Here is a 14903-nt window from a genome sequence, read left to right as displayed (position 1 = left end):
CGGGGCCGCCGGTCATCGGCTGCGCAGGGGCGGGCCGTCCGTGGCGTCCGCCGGCGCAGCGCGACGGTCCAGTTCGGCCCGTGCGCGCGCCAGACCGCCGTGTTCGAGTGCCGCGAGGGGGGACTCGTCCGCCCACACCGGGGTGCCGCGGTCTCGGACCGTCACGCTCAACGAGCCCGCCAGGTGCTCGAGGGAGCCGGGCACGTTGCGGCGTTCGAGCGGCAGCGGGACCGGCAGCACGTGCGCGTCGCCCAGCGGGGCGGTCCCCTCGATCTCGACGGTCCACCGCGGCCCGCGCCCGAACAGCGACCACCGCTCGTCGGTGACGTGGGCCCGCACCGGCGAGACCACCGGGTTGCCGAGCCGGATCACGGGCCCGTCCGGCAGGGCGACCACCACGGCCGTCACCTCGGTCCGCAGGGGACCGGCGTGGACCTGCCCACCGGCGAAGGCGACGCACGCGGCGGAGTCCGCGAAGCCGTGTGCCTGGCCCCACCACCACGACTCCGGGAAACCGCCCCTGCCCCAGTTCTTCTCCGCGTACACCTGCGCGCCGTCGAGGTTCCACGTCTCGCCGCCGAGCACGGCCTCGCCCTCGGCCCGCCCGTCGAGCAGCCACGGGTGCCAGTACTGGTTGAGGGCGGGAACCGCGTGGAAGACGCTGGAGCCGCCGAATCGGCGACGCGGCCACGGCCGGGGCGCCGTTACTCGCACGTCGAGGCGTGCGTCGTCGCCGAGGTCCACGCGCAGCCGGTCGGGTTCCCCGCGGAACGCCGTGCCCGCCGAGGCGCCGAGCCGCAGGGGGTCGGCGAATCCGTCCGGATGCGCCGTCGTCCGCAGGAACCCGCCCGGGTGCGCCGCCAGGCCGAGCGTCGCCCACGACCCGTCGCCGGCGCGGTTGACGCCGCACAGCGCGATCACCACCCGTTCGGTTCCGGGTTGGGTGAATCGCCAGAAGTACCCCTCCATCGCGACGTCGTGGGCCGTCAGGGGGTCGCCGAAGGGCAGGTCGGCGCCGGTGGCGCGGTAGCGCGAGTACAGCGACACGGCGCTCAGATCCCGGCCCGGGCCGCGGCCGCGATGTCGTCGAGGTCCCGCTGCAGCGCCGTGCGCGTCGCCCGCAGGCCCAGCGGAGCGAGGAGCGCCGTCAGTACCCGCCGGATCCGGCCGGGACGTCCGTCGTCCGCGGAGAACCGCACGGTCAGCATCGTGCCGGCCCGATCCGGGGCCACGTCGAATTCGGTGCGGTAGCGCACCCCGCCGGATTCGGCCTCGACGACCGTGTGCCGCCCCGGCTCCACGGCCGTCACCGTCATCTCCTCGGTTGCCGCCCTGCCGAACATCGTGCGTGTCTCGCGCCAGCGGGTGCCGACCTCGTAGCCGACGCCCGCGAGCCGTTCGACACTGTCCACCCCGCTCAGGACCTGCGGGGCCGAGTCGACGGAGGTGAGCACCCGCCACACCCGGTCGGGTGGGGCGTCGACGGAACGGCTCAGCTCGATGTGGTGGCCCATTCGTGCTCCTTCGGTCGGATCGGTCACAGGGGCAGGGCGTGCTCGCGCAGCGCCGGTTCCGCGCCGCGCCGGCGGAACCACTCGAGCCCGAACGCGCTCGCGAGCTGTTCCGGCGTCATCGCCAGCATCGGCCCGAAGTCACCGACCTGCGAGGCGTGCGCGAGCATCGCCGCCCGTTTCGCGGGGATCGTCGCGGACACGTCGATCGTGGTGGTGATCTCGGCCTCCGGCAGGCCGAACGTGTCCAGGTCCGGTGGTGCCGCGTCCGGGCTCACCTCCGGGGCGGCGGCGAGCAGGCGACGGATGTGGTCCCGGTTCATGGCCGCCTCGTACACCGACGGATGTGCCGTCAGCTCCTGGGCCCGGGCACCGACGCGGTGCACCTGCACGTGGTCGGGGTGCCCGTACCCGCCGTTGGGGTCGTAGATGGTGACGACGTCGGCGCTCTCCTCCTCGAGCACGGCCGCGAACCGGGCCGCGGCCGCCTCCACATCGACGTTGCAGAACGCCGCCGGGTCCGAGTTCCGCGGCGTCCCCGCCATGCCCGAATCGGCGTAGCCGAGCGGCACCAGGCGGGCGACCCCGAGCGTCTCGGCCGACGCCTCGAGTTCGGCGCGGCGGCGCTGGGCCAGGGACTCGCCGGGACCGAGCAGGCCGTCGGGAACCTCGCCCGCGGCACCGTCCGTGGCCACGACCAGCACCACCCGATGCCCCGCGTCCGCGGCCAGGCGCATCACCCCGCCGGTGGTGAACACCTCGTCGTCGGGATGGGCATGGAAACACACCAGCACGCTCACGTACTGCATGCTGGCACGAATGCGCTCCTACCGTGCACTGTTCACCGCGCCGGGCGCCGCCGCGTTCTGCCTGGCGGGGTTCGTCGCGCGGCTGCCGATCGCGATGGTCGGCATCGGCATCGTGACGATGTTCTCGCAGCTGCGCGGCGACTACGGCCTCGGCGGCGCCCTGGCCGCGGTGTTCGCGCTGTCCTACGCCGCGCTCACCCCGCTGGTCTCGCGGGCCGCCGACCGGCACGGACAGTTCCGCGTCCTGCCGGTCGCCGCCGGGATCAGCGCGGCCGCGACCGCCGCGATGCTGGCGGGGGTGCGGTGGGAGGCCCCCGAGGCGCTGCTGTTCGCGTGCGCGATCCCGGCGGGACTGATGCCCACGATCGGTGCCATGGTCCGGGCCCGGTGGACCGAGCTGCTCCGCGGCACCGATCGGTTGCGGACCGCGTTCGCGCTCGAGGCGGTGATCGACGAACTGTGCTTCATCGTCGGGCCGGTGCTGTCGGTGGGGCTGAGCGTCGCCGCGTTCCCCGAGGCGGGCGCGTTGCTCGGGGCGGTGCTGCTGGTGATCGGCACCGTCGCCCTCGCCGTGCAGCGCGGCACCGAACCTCCCGCGCGCCCGGTCGCCCGGGGTGCGCCCGGGGTGAGCGTGCTGCGGATCCCGGTGTTGCTCGTGCTGGTGGTCGCGATGACGGCGATGGGCACGATCTTCGGTGTCGTCGACGTGGTCGGGGTCGCGTTCACCGCCGAGCAGGGCGTGCCCGGCGCCGCGACCGTGGTGCTGGCGATGTTCGCGACGGGATCCGCGCTCGGCGGCCTCGTCTTCGGTGCGGTGCGGCTGCGGGCGCCGCTGACGCGGCAGCTACTCGGGGCGACGACGGCCGTCGCGGTGCTGCTGTGGCCGCTGCTGCTCGCCGGCACCGTGCCGGCCCTCGCCGTGCTCTACCTCGCGGCCGGGGTGGCCGTCGCCCCCACCATGATCGTCGCGACCTCCCTGACCGAGCGGATCGTGCCGCCGGGCCGGCTCACGGAGGGCATCACCTGGACGGTCACGGGACTCGGGGTCGGGGTCGCGGTCGGCTCCGCCGTCGTCGGTCAGGTCATCGACCGGTCCGGGCCGAGTGCGGGCATCGCGGTCGCCGTCGTGGCCGCGCTCGTCGGGTGCGCGTGTGCCGTGGGAGTGGCCCGGCTCGCCCGGCTAGGGTGACCCGCATGACAATCCGTGAGGTCGAGAGTTCCGACGGCACCCCCATCGTCTACCGCGTCACCGGCGATCCCGCCCACCGCCCGCTGGTCCTGCTGCACGGATGGGCCCAGTCGTCGCGGTGCTGGGGCGAGTCCGTGCTCGACGAGCTGGCCCGCACCCACCGGGTGATCGCCGTCGACCTCCGCGGACACGGGTACTCGGGCGCCCCGGAGACCGGATACGACGAGTCGAAACTGTGGGCCGGGGACGTGCAGGCCGTGCTCGGCGCCGAGGACGCCCACGACGCGGTGCTGCTCGGCTGGTCCTACGGCGGCCTGGTGATCTGCGACTACCTCGCGACGCACGGCACCGACCGCGTCGCCGGGATCGTGCTGGTCGGCGCGATCACCAGCATCGGGCGCGGTGAGAAGGGCGGCAAGGTCGGGTCGGCCATGCGCGCCGCCGTCCCCGACGCGATGTCCGAGGATGCGGCGACGGCGATCCGCGCACTCGGTGCCTTCGGCACCGCCCTCACCGGGACCGGGGCGGACACGGGCGTCGCGGCGCAGGCGCTGTTCGGCACCAGCCTGTGCACCCCGCCCCGCGTGCGGGCGGCGATGTTCGCCCGGACGGTGAGCAACGACGAGCTGCTGCGCAGTCTCGACATCCCGGTGCTCGTCCTGCACGGCACCGCCGACTCGGTCGTCGACGTCTCGGCCGCCGAGCACGCGGCGGCACTGCTGCCGAACGCGACGACGTCGTACTGGGAGGGCACCGACCACGGCCCGTTCGTCGAGGACCCGCAGCGGTTCGCCGCGGAGGTCACGCGCTTCGCGGGATCGCTGTAGCGTCCACCGACCCGATCGCCTGCGTCCCGGCGAGCAGGAGCGTCTCCTCCGGTGTGAGCGGGTGGAACTTGACCCCGCGCACGTCGCGATAGCACTGTTCGAGCGGGCTCGACCGGTAGAAGCCGCGGCCCCCGGCGACGTCGAGCGCCAGGTCGCACACCTCGATCGCGGTCCGCGCGATCTCGGCCTTGGCGGTCATCACCGCGGCGACCGTGCTCATCGACGGCACCGGATCGTCGCCGACGGTGTCGAGGGCACCGTCGAGGGCCCACGACGCGACCTGCAGGCGGGTGGCCGCCACCCCGAGCTGGCGGCGCACCGTCGGGTCGTTCGCCCGCGGGGTTCCGGCGACGAGTGCGTTCGCGGTCGCGTGCGCGGTCTCGGCGACGCCGAGATAGACGGCCGCGACCACGGGCATGGCGACGCTGAGCACCAGCTGGAACGGCGGGTCGATCACCCCGTAGGGGCGGCGGGCGACCACGGCCGCGTCCGGGACGAACACGTCGGTCAGCTCGACGTCGTGGCTGCCGGTGCCGCGCATGCCCAGTGAGTCCCAGTTGTCGTGGACTCGTACCCCGTCGGTGTTCATCGGGATCATCATGTTGAGCACGATGCGGCCCTCGTCGGGGTCGTCGAACGGGAACATGGTGGCGAGCACGTCGCCGACGGGGGCCTGGCTGCAGAACACCTTGCGGCCGTCGACGCGGTAGCCGCCGGGCACCTTCCGGGCGGACCCGCGGGGGTGGGTCTGGTCGGCGCCGCCGGTGGAGACGAGCACGAGCGCCTCCTCGGCGACGCGGCGCAGCATCCGGTCCGCGCCGGGCGCGCCGTGCCGGTACCGCCACGCGGCGGCGAGCACGACGTGGTGGTGCATGGCCGAGGCGAGCGCGGTCGCCGCGCAGTGGTGTGCCAGGGTGCGCTGCACGGTGGCGACATCGCGCACGGTCGCGCCGCCGCCGCCGAGTTCGCGGGGGACGGCGAGGGCGAGACGGCCCTCCGAGCGCAGGATCTCGTAGGCCTCGGCGACGAACGTGCCGTCGCGGTCGTGGGCGCGGGCGTAGGGGGCGATCCGCCGGCCGAGTTCGTCGGCGCCGGCGACGAGTTCCTCGCGGGGCCGGGATCGGGGGTACTGGGTGATGTCTACGGTGGTCATGTCTCGACGGTAGGAGCACGGATCGATACCGCCCAGTGCACGTTCTGGACCTACTCTGGAGGTGTGCGCGAGTACGGGCAGTACTGTCCGGTCTCGATCGGCAGCGAGGTGCTCGCCGACCGGTGGACCCCGCTGATCCTGCGCGAAATGGTCTACGGAAGTACCCGCTTCAACGAGATCGAACGCGGTCTGCCCGGCATCTCGCGCACCCTCCTCGCCACCCGGCTGCGGCACCTCGAGCGCAAGGGCGTGCTGGAGCGGGTCCCGCAGGCGCGGGGCTGCGAGTACCACCTCACCCCGGCCGGCCGCGAACTCGCCCCGATCCTCGTCGCGATCGGGGAGTGGGCGGTGAAGTGGTTGTTCTCCGAGCCCCTGCCCGCCGAGGTCGACCCCGTGACACTGACCTGGTGGATGCACCGGCGGGTGGACCGGGACCGGGTGCCGCCGCAACGGGTGGTGATCGAGTTCGACTACACCGGTCCCGCCCCGATCCGGTTGTGGATCGTCCTGGACCGCGGCGAGCCGTCGGTGTGCCGGAAGCATCCGGGCTTCGACGTCGACGTGTACGTGACCGCGGAACCGGTGGCCCTGATGCGCGTGTTCGCCGGCACGCGGACGCTGATCGAGGCGCTCGACGACGGCAGCGTGCGACTGCACGGGCCGGCCGCGCTGGTGCGCGGGTTCGGCGTCTGGTTCCTGTGGAGCCCGTTCCACGCCGCGGTGCGCCGCGCAGTCACGGGTTCCGAGACGGGCGAGCGGTCCTGACCGGCCGGGTGCGACGTCGCGCAGACGAGCCCGGTCGGGGCGCAGCGGGACGGAGCGCAGGGGAGGGCGGAACCGGACGGGGATGCCCGGCAGGGCAGTATGGAGAAGTGACGTCGAAGTCGAACAGCCGTCCCCGCCGCGTGGCCGTCCTGTCGGTCCACACCTCGCCTCTCGCCCAACCCGGCACCGGGGACGCCGGCGGAATGAACGTCTACGTTCTGCAGACCGCCGTGCAGCTCGCGCGGCGCGGGGTGGAGGTGGAGATCTTCACCCGGGCGACCTCGTCGGCGGACCCCGTGGTGCAGGAGGCGGCACCGGGCGTGCTCGTACGCAACGTCGCCGCCGGTCCCTACGAGGGACTCGACAAGCACGACCTGCCCACGCAGTTGTGCGCCTTCGCCGCCGGGGTGCTGCGGGAGGAGGCCCGGCACCCGCAGGGCTACTACGACCTGGTGCACTCGCACTACTGGCTGTCCGGCCAGGTGGGCTGGCTCGCCCGCGACCGGTGGGGCGTCCCGCTCGTGCACACCGCCCACACTCTCGCCGCAGTGAAGAACGCCTCGCTCGCCGACGGTGACGTGCCCGAGCCGGCGGCCCGGCAGATCGGCGAGCAGCAGGTGGTCGCCGAGTCCGACCGGCTCGTCGCCAACACGATCGACGAAGCGGCGCAGCTCGAGCGCAGCTACGGTGCCGACCCGTCACGGATCGACGTGGTGGCGCCGGGCGCGGACCTGTCCCGCTACCGGCCGGGGGACCGGGCGCTCGCCCGCGCCGAGCTGGGGCTGGACCCGAACGAGACGATCGTGACATTCGTCGGCCGGATCCAGCCGCTCAAGGCACCCGACGTGCTGCTGCGCGCCGCCGCGGCGGCGATGGCCGCCGACCCCGAGGTGCCCCTGCGGGTGCTGGTGGTGGGCGGGCCCTCGGGCACCGGGCTCGAGCGCCCGCACTCGCTGATCGACCTGGCCGCCGAGCTCGGGATCGCCGCCCGGGTGACGTTCCTGCCCCCGCAACCTCCCGAACGGCTCGTGCAGGTCTACCGCGCGTCGGACGTGGTGGCGGTGCCGAGCTACTCCGAGTCGTTCGGCCTGGTGGCGATCGAGGCGCAGGCGTGCGGGACCCCGGTGCTGGCGGCGAACGTCGGCGGCCTCGGCGTCGCGGTGCGCGACGGCGAGACCGGGCTGCTCGTCGACGGGCATCGCACGAGCGACTGGGCCGCCGCGCTGCGCTCGCTGGTCACGGATCCGGGTCGGCGGGCCGTGCTGGCGGCGGCGGCGCCCCTGCACGCGGAGAACTTCTCCTGGGAGCACACGGCGGACGGGCTGCTCGCCAGTTACCGTAAGGCCGGTGCGCTGCGGGACCGCTCCCTCGCGAGCGGCGAGTTTCCGCTGCGCCGGCAGCGCGGAGTGTGGAAGATCCGGCGGACGACGGGGGTGCGGGCGTGAGCGAGCGACTGAGCGAGACGATCGAGGCGACGCTGCGCGATCGCGGCCTCGAGTTCTCCCGCAAGGAGGGTGGGCACTTCGTCGTCGACCTGCCGGGGGAGAACAAGCTCAAGACGACGACCCTGCTCTCCCTCGGCAACCACGGCCTGCGGGTCGAGGCGTTCGTGTGCCGCAAGCCCGACGAGAACTTCGAGGGCGTGTACCGGTTCCTGCTCCGGCGCAATCGGCGGCTGTACGGGGTCGCGTACACCCTCGACAAGATCGGGGACATCTACCTCGTCGGCCGGATGTCGGAGGCATCGGTCACTCCGGACGAACTGGACGCGGTGCTCGGCCAGGTGCTCGAGGCCGCCGATCACGACTTCAACGTCATCCTCGGGCTGGGTTTCCTCGCCTCCATCAAGCGGGAGTGGGAGTGGCGGGTCTCCCGGGGCGAGTCGCTGCGCAACCTCGAACCCTTCCGGCACCTGATCGAGGACGGCCGGCCCTTCGTGGTGGAGGACGCGCAGCCGTAACGGCGCGATATCGGTGACCCGTCCCACAATATTACTGTGAGCCTGGTCACATAACGGCCGTGTAACTACGCGGTGTCGAAACGGCGATACTTCCGACGTCACCTGGGAAAACGGCGCCGCCCGATCTTGGAATGTGGGACGCACGTGCCGGAAAACAGCGCGTGACCGATCCGTGATGACTCTCTAGCGTCGTAATCAGCCCGATACCACCGGGCAAGCAAGACCGGCCCGTCGCCGCTGACTCTGCCCCGCGGGACCGGAACTCGATACCTGATCGAGGGGCAGGGACGAGGCACAGCTCCGAATCCGGGCAGCGGGATCGACATCGTCGGCCGCCGCAGTGCCTCGCCAGCAGACGCGAGAGGAATTCAACCGCATCATGGCTAACTTCACCTTCAAGCGCGCCCTCGGCACCGTCGCCGCCACCGCGGCCCTGGCCGTCACCCCGCTCGCCCTCGGCACCGGCACCGCCAACGCCGCGTCCGGCAACTGGGACGCCGTCGCGCAGTGCGAGAGCAGCGGGAACTGGGCGATCAACACCGGCAACGGCTACCACGGCGGCCTGCAGTTCGCTCCGAGCACCTGGAACGCCTACGGCGGCCAGCAGTACGCCCCCACCGCCGACCAGGCGACCCGGGAGCAGCAGATCGCCATCGCCGAGAACGTCCTGGACGGCCAGGGTCGCGGCGCGTGGCCGGTGTGCGGTCAGTACCTCTGATCCGACACTCGGACACGTGCCCGGGCTCGCGCCCGTAGCAGCCGAACGAGCCCCGCGTGCACCGCACGCGGGGCTCGTCGCATCTCACCGGATCGCCGCACCTCGATAGGCGGCGGTCTCGAAGTCGAGATAGCCCTGGAACGACACGGCGTCCGCGAACGGCAGGATCTGCGTGGCCCAGAAGCCGCCGAGCCCGTTCTCCCGGTCGATCCAGTAGTAGAGATTCGCCAGACCCGCCCAGCCGAGGGCACCGGCCGGGCGGCCCGTCGGCGCCGGCTCCTCGTTCACCAGGAACGTGTACGCCCAGTTCTTGGCCAGCCCGGGGAAGAACTCCGCGTCGTTCGACAGCGCCGGGACGACCCCTGGCAGCGCGGTCACCTGCTGCCCGTCCAGGCCGCCACGCACCGCGTCGGCGACGGTCGCGGGCGAGAGAACCCGGTCACCGCCGGGGGCCGCGCCGTCGCGCAGCCACATCCGGATGAATTTCAGGTAGTCCGGCACGGTGGTGTAGAGCCCGTGCCCTCCCATGTGGATCTCCGGGTCCTGGGGCAGCACCATCTCCGGCATCGGCGCGAGTGCTCCGTCCTCGCTGCGCTGGTGGACGACGGCCAGCCGCGCGCGCATGTCGTCGGTGAGTGCGAACGCCGTGTCGCCCATCCCGAGCGGCTCGAAGATCCGCTCGCGCATGACCTCGCCGAGGCGCCGGCCCCGCACGGCCTCCACCACGAGACCGCACCAGTCGATGTTCGAGCCGTACATCCACCGGTCGCCGGGATCGAACAGCAGCGGTGTCGTCAGCGCGGCCTTCGATCCCGTGATCACGCTGGGCTGACCGTGCTCCTCGGCGAGACGCCGGTAGTTCTCGTCGAAGAAGTCGTATCCGAGACCGGCCGTGTGGAGCAGCAGCATGCGGGTGGTGATGTCGCGCTTCGGCGCGCGCAGCAGGGGCGCGCCGTCCGTTCCGAAGCCCTCGAGAACCTGGAGTTCCCCGATCTCCGGGACGTAGCGGGCGGCGGGGGCGTCGAGGTCGAGCAGGCCCTCCTCGACGCACTGGAGTGCGGCGGTGCCGGTGATCGCCTTGGTCGTGGAGAAGGCGGCGAACACGGTGTCCGCCGTCATCGCCGAGCCCGAGCCCGCTGCGCGTTCCCCGGCCACCCCCTCGTACACGACACCGTCCCGGTCGGTGAGCATGGCCACCACGCCCGGCACGCCCGTCGGGCGGTGGGTGAGTTCTCGCAGGGTTGCGTCCATCGTGGTCGCGAAGTCGTCTGTCACGGTTCCTCCTGTGTGCGGTCCGCCGGCCGGCGTCGGAGGGGGACGCTACGGACGGAGCTGTGACGCGGGCCACCTCGGATCGGCACGCGTTGTCGGATTACGGCACTCGGCGCCCGCGGGCCCGGGCGAGCGTGCGCGACGGATTCTCGCCGAATCGGCGACGGTAGGCGGCGGCGAAGACCCCCATGTTGACGTAGCCCCACCGGGCCGCCACCGCCGAGACGGTGCACTCGGCCGACGGGATGGAGAGCTCGTCGCGGATGTGCCGCAATCGCACGTCGGTGAGGTACCGGTTCGGCGTGGTGTCCAGGTGGCGGCGGAACGCCCCCGACAGGGCGCGCACGCTGACACCCACGGCGGCAGCGACCTCGGAGACCGTGGGCAGGTCCGCGGCGTGCTCGCGGATGTAGCGCTCCGCGTGCCGGACGTACGCCGGGGCGGCCGGCGGTTCGCCGGGGTCGAGCGCGACGCCCGCCGCGGCGGCCCATTCGGTGACGAGGTGACCGAGGAGCAACTCCTGCAGATGGGCGCCCGGCCGGCCCTGCGCGATCCGCACCGGATCGGCCCGGATCGCGCGGACCGCATACGCGAGCAGCGTGTTCCAGCCCGACGACCCGGTCCCGACGACGCACTTGTGCTGCCACAGGCGATCGTCGGGGACGACGCCGAACCAGCGGTCGGCGAGGTCGGCGACGAGCCGGTGCGGCACCGTCAGGTTCAGCTGCAGGTGCTCGTCGTCGAAGTCGACGCGATGCTCGATGCGGCTGCAGTCGGCCACGAACGTGGCGCCGGAATCGACCTCCACCTCGCCCGCTCCGACGCGGTGCCGCGCGTGCCCACGGATCGTCGTGAGCACGAGGATGTTGCCGGCCTCGGCGGAGAGCCGGTCGACGGTCACCGGAATGCCGTAGCGGAACCGGGTGAGCACGATGTCGCCGATCGACGCCGAGAACATGCTCGATCGCGGGTGCAGCAGGCGTCCGCTCGGCCGCACGCGATAGGGCATGTACACCCGGTCCGACCACGTCCGGATCTCGTCCCAGTCGGTCGAGACCGTCGCGGGCGAGGAGCCGCGGCCGGAGAACGGGTCCAGCGAGTGCACGACGTCCGTCATCCGGTCGAGCCTAGGGTGCCGGACCGGCCGCCGACACTGCCCGATCGGCCGGGCTCCGGGGCGCGTGACCGGGCCCGCGACGGTCCCCGACCCGGTAGTGTCCGGCATGCCTGTGACTGCCTTCACAGCCGTCGGATACCGTACTCCCGGCACGTCTGGCACGGCGTGCCACAGATTCCTGCCCCCGAGGAGAACCAATGAGCTTTCGCAGTCCCTTTCCCGACGTCGACATCCCGGCACTGAGTGTCTACGACTTCCTGTTCGGTTCGATCGCGGAGTCGGACCTCGATCGCCCGGCGTTGATGGAGGGCACGACCGGGGCCGTCACCGACTACCGGACCCTGATCGGGCAGATCGACGCGATCGCGGGTGCTCTTGCGGCGCGCGGTGTGGGAGTCGGCGACGTCGTCGGCCTGCTCTCGCCGAACGTGCCCGCCTTCGCGACCGTGTTCCACGGCATCCTGCGGGCGGGGGCCACCGCGACCACCGTCAACGCGCTCTACACCGCCGAGGACATCGCCAAGCAGCTCGAGGATTCCAAGGCGACGTTCTTCTTCACGGTCTCGCCGCTGCTGCCGCACGCGAAGGAGGCCGCGGCCGCGGTCGGTATCCCCGACGATCGTCTGGTCGTGCTCGACGGCGCCGAGGGGCATCCCTCCCTGCGCGACCTGCTCGCCGAGAACGCCCCCGCCCCCGAGGTGTCGTTCGATCCGGCCACCCATCTGGCGGTGCTGCCGTACTCGTCCGGCACCACCGGTCGCCCGAAGGGCGTGATGCTCACGCACACCAACCTGGTGGCCAACGTGTGCCAGATCAAGTCCCCGATCAGGATCGACCCCGACGACCGGATCCTCGCCGTCCTGCCGTTCTTCCACATCTACGGCATGACCGTTCTTCTCAACGCCGCCCTGTTCAACCGCGCGTCGCTGGTGACGATGCCGAAGTTCGACCTGCCGGAGTTCCTGCGGATCGTCTCCGAACAGAAGTGCACCTACGTGTTCATCGCACCGCCCGTCGCGGTCGCCCTGGCCAAGCACCCGCTCGTGGACCAGTACGACCTCTCGAGCGTGCACACCGTGTTCTCCGGCGCGGCGCCGCTGGACAGGGCGCTCGGGAACGCGGTCGCCGCGCGACTGGGATGGAAGGTCCGTCAGGGGTACGGCATGTCCGAGATGAGCCCGGTCAGCCACGCCATCCCGTTCGACGGCGACGACGTGCCACTCGACTCGGTGGGACCGACGATCGCCAACATGGAGTGCAAGCTCGTCGACCCGACCACCGGCGAAGAGGTCGAGTACCCCACCGGTGAGGGTGTCTCCGAGCCGGGTGAGCTGTGGTGCAAGGGCCCCAACGTCATGGTCGGCTACCTCGGCAACCCGCAGGCCACCGCGGAGACCCTCGACGCCGACGGGTTCCTGCACACCGGCGACATCGCCACGGTCGATGCGGCCGGCAACGTCACCATCGTCGACCGGCTCAAGGAGCTGATCAAGTACAAGGGCTACCAGGTGCCGCCCGCCGAACTCGAGGCGCTGCTGCTGACCCACCCGAAGATCGCCGACGTCGCGGTGATCGGTGTGCTCGACGACGAAGGCGAGGAGGTGCCCAAGGCGTTCGTGGTGCGTCAGCCGGACGCCGAACTCACCGAGGCCGAGGTCGTCGAGTTCGTCGCCGAGCGGGTCTCGCCGCACAAGAAGGTGCGGCAGGTGCAGTTCATCGACATCGTCCCGAAGTCCGCCGCCGGCAAGATCCTCCGGAAGGATCTGCGCACCCCGGCGACGTAGCCGGTCATTGCCCGGGCCGCAGGATCCGGCCGAGATGCGCCGCGAGCGCCTCGATCGTCGGATCCTGCGCCCGGAACCCGACGTAGCCGTCCGGCCGCACCACCACAGCCGCGGCGGCACCGTCGAAACCGTACGCCCGCGCGGCGCGGCCCGCGTCGTCGCGCAGTACCCGGCCGTCGGCCGGGCTCCCGGTGCTTCCCGCCACAAGCACGTACGCCCGCAGCGCGTCACCGAAGCGGTCCGTCGCCCGCTCGGCGAGCTCTCGCTGCGCCTGCAGCGCCTGCGCCGTGGGCGCCCACAGCAGCACGGTGTGACCGGGATGGCGCAGCAGCTCGTGCAGCCGCAGCGGCGAGGCGACGGCGTCCTGCCGCAACTCCGTCGCATCGGGGGCGCGATCGCCGGGAGCCGGACCGCCGCCGTGCGGCACGTCTGCACCGCCGCCGTGCGGTACGTCTGCACCGCCGCTGTGCGGTACGTCTGCACCGCCGCTGGTCGGCACGTCTGCACCGCCGCTGGTCGGCACGTCTGCACCGCCGCTGGTCGGCACGTCTTCACCGACGAGCGGGCTGTCCCGGTAACCGAGCAGCAGCTGGGCCTCGCGCGCGATCGCGGTCGCGGCGTCCGTCTCGCCGGCTCCGAGGCCCTGCCGGGCGTGCCGCACGGTGCGGCCCACCACCTCCGCCCCGACGGGCCGGCGCTCGGCGTCGTAGCTGTCGAGCAGGCCGTCGGCGGCGCGTCCCTGCACCGCCAGGGCGAGCTTCCAGCCGAGGTTGTAGGCGTCCTGGATGCCGGTGTTCATGCCCTGTGCCCCGGTCGGGGGATGGATGTGCGCGGCGTCCCCGGCCAGGAACACCCGGCCCCCGCCGTAGCTCCCGGCGAGGCGGTGGCTGATCCGGAACACCGACGACCAGCGCAGCGCACCGGCCCGGGTCGGTTCGGGCGCCAGCCGGTCGAGCACGGCCTGGATGTGGCCGAGGGTGGGCCGGCGCCCGCCCTCGAGTCCGTGCGCCACGGCTCCGCTGCCGGACGCGGAGGTCGCCAGGTCCGGCGCGACGAAGGTCGACAGGCGGTAGCGGCCGGTGCCGGGCAGCGGGATGCACACCATCATGTCCGTGGTCGTGCCGTCGTTCGTCGTCGAGGCGCGGATGCCGTAGCCGCCCGGCATCGACCAGTCCAGTTCGACGTCGGCGAGCATGTACTCCTCGGGGAACGCGTCGCCGTCGAAGGACACCCCGAGTCCTTTCCGTACGGCGCTGTGCGCACCGTCGCAGCCGACCAGGTAGCGGGCCGCCAGCCGCGTCGTGTCGTCGCCGTCGCGCAGGTCGGCGACCACGCCGTCCGCGGTCTGCTCGAACCCGGTGAGCTCGATGCCGCGGCGCACGACGGTGCCGTGCTCGGCCAGGGCCTGCGTCAGCACCCGTTCCGTGGCGTACTGGGGCATGCAGACGAACCGGTACGGCACGTCCTCGGGCAGTTCGAGTTCGAGGCGCATCACCTGCCGGCCGTCGACGTAGACGATCTGCCCGTGCATCGGCGCGGACACGTCGAGCGAAGGGCGGACCACGCCCATCGCGTCCCAGACCTCGAGGGTGCGCGGCTGGATGCCGACCGCTTTGGCGTACTGCGGCGGTTCCGGCAGCCGGTCGACGATCACGACGTCGACGCCGCGCCGGCGCAGTTCCAGCGCGGCGGTCAGTCCGACCGGGCCGGCGCCGACCACGAGTACCGAGGTCTCGCTCATGGGCATGCCCTTTCGTCGCGTTCGAGGGCAGTATGTCGGAATTCGGCGGCCGCGCGG

14 protein-coding genes are annotated in these 14903 nt (G+C 72.5%); 7 read left to right on the top strand and 7 right to left on the bottom strand.

Features of this window, described 5'->3' with window-relative positions; genetic code table 11:
• Nucleotides 1-12: 12 nt before the first annotated feature.
• From QNA09_RS17065 to QNA09_RS17055, 3 genes are read right to left on the bottom strand one after another with little or no spacing between them, the layout of a single operon-like run.
• On the bottom strand, nucleotides 13-1047 hold the full coding sequence (locus tag QNA09_RS17065; protein ID WP_010592110.1) for a tocopherol cyclase family protein: 1035 nt from the start codon (nucleotides 1045-1047) through the stop codon (nucleotides 13-15).
• A 5-nt stretch (nucleotides 1048-1052) separates the two neighbouring features.
• A complete protein-coding gene (locus QNA09_RS17060) occupies nucleotides 1053-1514 on the bottom strand; it encodes an SRPBCC family protein (protein ID WP_010592109.1) in 462 nt (153 codons plus the stop codon).
• Nucleotides 1515-1537: 23 nt separating this feature from the next.
• Nucleotides 1538-2320 carry a PIG-L family deacetylase gene (locus tag QNA09_RS17055; protein ID WP_010592108.1) on the bottom strand — a complete coding sequence of 261 codons (783 nt, stop codon included), beginning with the start codon at nucleotides 2318-2320 and terminating at the stop codon, nucleotides 1538-1540.
• Between QNA09_RS17055 and QNA09_RS17050 the strand changes: the two genes are divergently transcribed.
• Nucleotides 2319-3509, top strand: a complete 1191-nt coding sequence (locus QNA09_RS17050; protein WP_010592107.1) for an MFS transporter — start codon at nucleotides 2319-2321, stop codon at nucleotides 3507-3509. The two genes, QNA09_RS17055 and QNA09_RS17050, sit on opposite strands and share 2 nt — an antisense overlap.
• Nucleotides 3510-3514: 5 nt before the next feature.
• On the top strand, nucleotides 3515-4336 hold the full coding sequence (locus QNA09_RS17045; RefSeq protein WP_119700324.1) for an alpha/beta fold hydrolase: 822 nt from the start codon (nucleotides 3515-3517) through the stop codon (nucleotides 4334-4336).
• Here QNA09_RS17045 and QNA09_RS17040 read toward each other — a convergent pair.
• Entirely contained in the window at nucleotides 4311-5489 is a 1179-nt protein-coding gene (locus tag QNA09_RS17040; RefSeq protein ID WP_203010968.1) for an acyl-CoA dehydrogenase family protein, read from the bottom strand. The two genes, QNA09_RS17045 and QNA09_RS17040, sit on opposite strands and share 26 nt — an antisense overlap.
• A gap of 63 nt (nucleotides 5490-5552) precedes the next feature.
• Here QNA09_RS17040 and QNA09_RS17035 point away from each other — a divergent pair, with 63 nt between their 5' ends.
• From QNA09_RS17035 to QNA09_RS17020, 4 genes are all read left to right on the top strand, one after another.
• On the top strand, nucleotides 5553-6254 hold the full coding sequence (locus QNA09_RS17035; RefSeq protein ID WP_040270891.1) for a helix-turn-helix domain-containing protein: 702 nt from the start codon (nucleotides 5553-5555) through the stop codon (nucleotides 6252-6254).
• Between the two features lie 107 nt (nucleotides 6255-6361).
• Nucleotides 6362-7699, top strand: coding sequence for a D-inositol-3-phosphate glycosyltransferase (gene mshA / locus QNA09_RS17030; RefSeq protein ID WP_119699936.1), 1338 nt, complete (start codon nucleotides 6362-6364; stop codon nucleotides 7697-7699).
• On the top strand, nucleotides 7696-8214 hold the full coding sequence (locus QNA09_RS17025) for a YbjN domain-containing protein (protein WP_026138013.1): 519 nt from the start codon (nucleotides 7696-7698) through the stop codon (nucleotides 8212-8214). Before mshA ends, QNA09_RS17025 begins: the two co-directional genes overlap by 4 nt.
• A gap of 379 nt (nucleotides 8215-8593) precedes the next feature.
• Nucleotides 8594-8932 carry a transglycosylase family protein gene (locus QNA09_RS17020; RefSeq protein ID WP_017681788.1) on the top strand — a complete coding sequence of 113 codons (339 nt, stop codon included), beginning with the start codon at nucleotides 8594-8596 and terminating at the stop codon, nucleotides 8930-8932.
• Between the two features lie 84 nt (nucleotides 8933-9016).
• Here QNA09_RS17020 and QNA09_RS17015 read toward each other — a convergent pair whose 3' ends face one another.
• Both QNA09_RS17015 and QNA09_RS17010 read right to left on the bottom strand, forming a co-directional pair.
• Nucleotides 9017-10183 carry a serine hydrolase gene (locus QNA09_RS17015; protein ID WP_048772321.1) on the bottom strand — a complete coding sequence of 389 codons (1167 nt, stop codon included), beginning with the start codon at nucleotides 10181-10183 and terminating at the stop codon, nucleotides 9017-9019.
• Nucleotides 10184-10304: 121 nt separating this feature from the next.
• Nucleotides 10305-11321: an AraC family transcriptional regulator gene (locus tag QNA09_RS17010; protein ID WP_040270895.1), complete on the bottom strand. Its 1017-nt coding sequence runs from the start codon at nucleotides 11319-11321 to the stop codon at nucleotides 10305-10307.
• Nucleotides 11322-11518: 197 nt separating this feature from the next.
• Between QNA09_RS17010 and QNA09_RS17005 the strand changes: the two genes are divergently transcribed.
• Nucleotides 11519-13105: an AMP-binding protein gene (locus QNA09_RS17005; protein ID WP_119699935.1), complete on the top strand. Its 1587-nt coding sequence runs from the start codon at nucleotides 11519-11521 to the stop codon at nucleotides 13103-13105.
• A gap of 4 nt (nucleotides 13106-13109) precedes the next feature.
• Here QNA09_RS17005 and QNA09_RS17000 read toward each other — a convergent pair whose 3' ends face one another.
• On the bottom strand, nucleotides 13110-14846 hold the full coding sequence (locus QNA09_RS17000) for an FAD-dependent oxidoreductase (protein ID WP_119699934.1): 1737 nt from the start codon (nucleotides 14844-14846) through the stop codon (nucleotides 13110-13112).
• Nucleotides 14847-14903: the final 57 nt, after the last annotated feature.

Source organism: Rhodococcus sp. AH-ZY2, from assembly GCF_030916465.1.
GTDB classification, from domain to species: domain Bacteria; phylum Actinomycetota; class Actinomycetes; order Mycobacteriales; family Mycobacteriaceae; genus Rhodococcus; species Rhodococcus ruber.
Note: the sequence above shows the minus strand (reverse complement) of the source record. Positions and strands in the feature narration are given on the sequence as shown.

What these genes read in the sequence shown, in the direction of transcription:
- QNA09_RS17060 (WP_010592109.1), bottom strand. Translation starts at nt 1,514, where the DNA reads ATGGGCCACCACATCGAGCTGAGCCGTTCCGTCGACGCCCCACCCGAC.
- QNA09_RS17050 (WP_010592107.1), top strand. Translation starts at nt 2,319, where the DNA reads ATGCTGGCACGAATGCGCTCCTACCGTGCACTGTTCACCGCGCCGGGC.
- QNA09_RS17055 (WP_010592108.1), bottom strand. Translation starts at nt 2,320, where the DNA reads ATGCAGTACGTGAGCGTGCTGGTGTGTTTCCATGCCCATCCCGACGAC.
- QNA09_RS17045 (WP_119700324.1), top strand. Translation starts at nt 3,515, where the DNA reads ATGACAATCCGTGAGGTCGAGAGTTCCGACGGCACCCCCATCGTCTAC.
- QNA09_RS17040 (WP_203010968.1), bottom strand. Translation starts at nt 5,489, where the DNA reads ATGACCACCGTAGACATCACCCAGTACCCCCGATCCCGGCCCCGCGAG.
- QNA09_RS17020 (WP_017681788.1), top strand. Translation starts at nt 8,594, where the DNA reads ATGGCTAACTTCACCTTCAAGCGCGCCCTCGGCACCGTCGCCGCCACC.
- QNA09_RS17015 (WP_048772321.1), bottom strand. Translation starts at nt 10,183, where the DNA reads ATGGACGCAACCCTGCGAGAACTCACCCACCGCCCGACGGGCGTGCCG.
- QNA09_RS17010 (WP_040270895.1), bottom strand. Translation starts at nt 11,321, where the DNA reads ATGACGGACGTCGTGCACTCGCTGGACCCGTTCTCCGGCCGCGGCTCC.
- QNA09_RS17005 (WP_119699935.1), top strand. Translation starts at nt 11,519, where the DNA reads ATGAGCTTTCGCAGTCCCTTTCCCGACGTCGACATCCCGGCACTGAGT.
- QNA09_RS17000 (WP_119699934.1), bottom strand. Translation starts at nt 14,846, where the DNA reads ATGAGCGAGACCTCGGTACTCGTGGTCGGCGCCGGCCCGGTCGGACTG.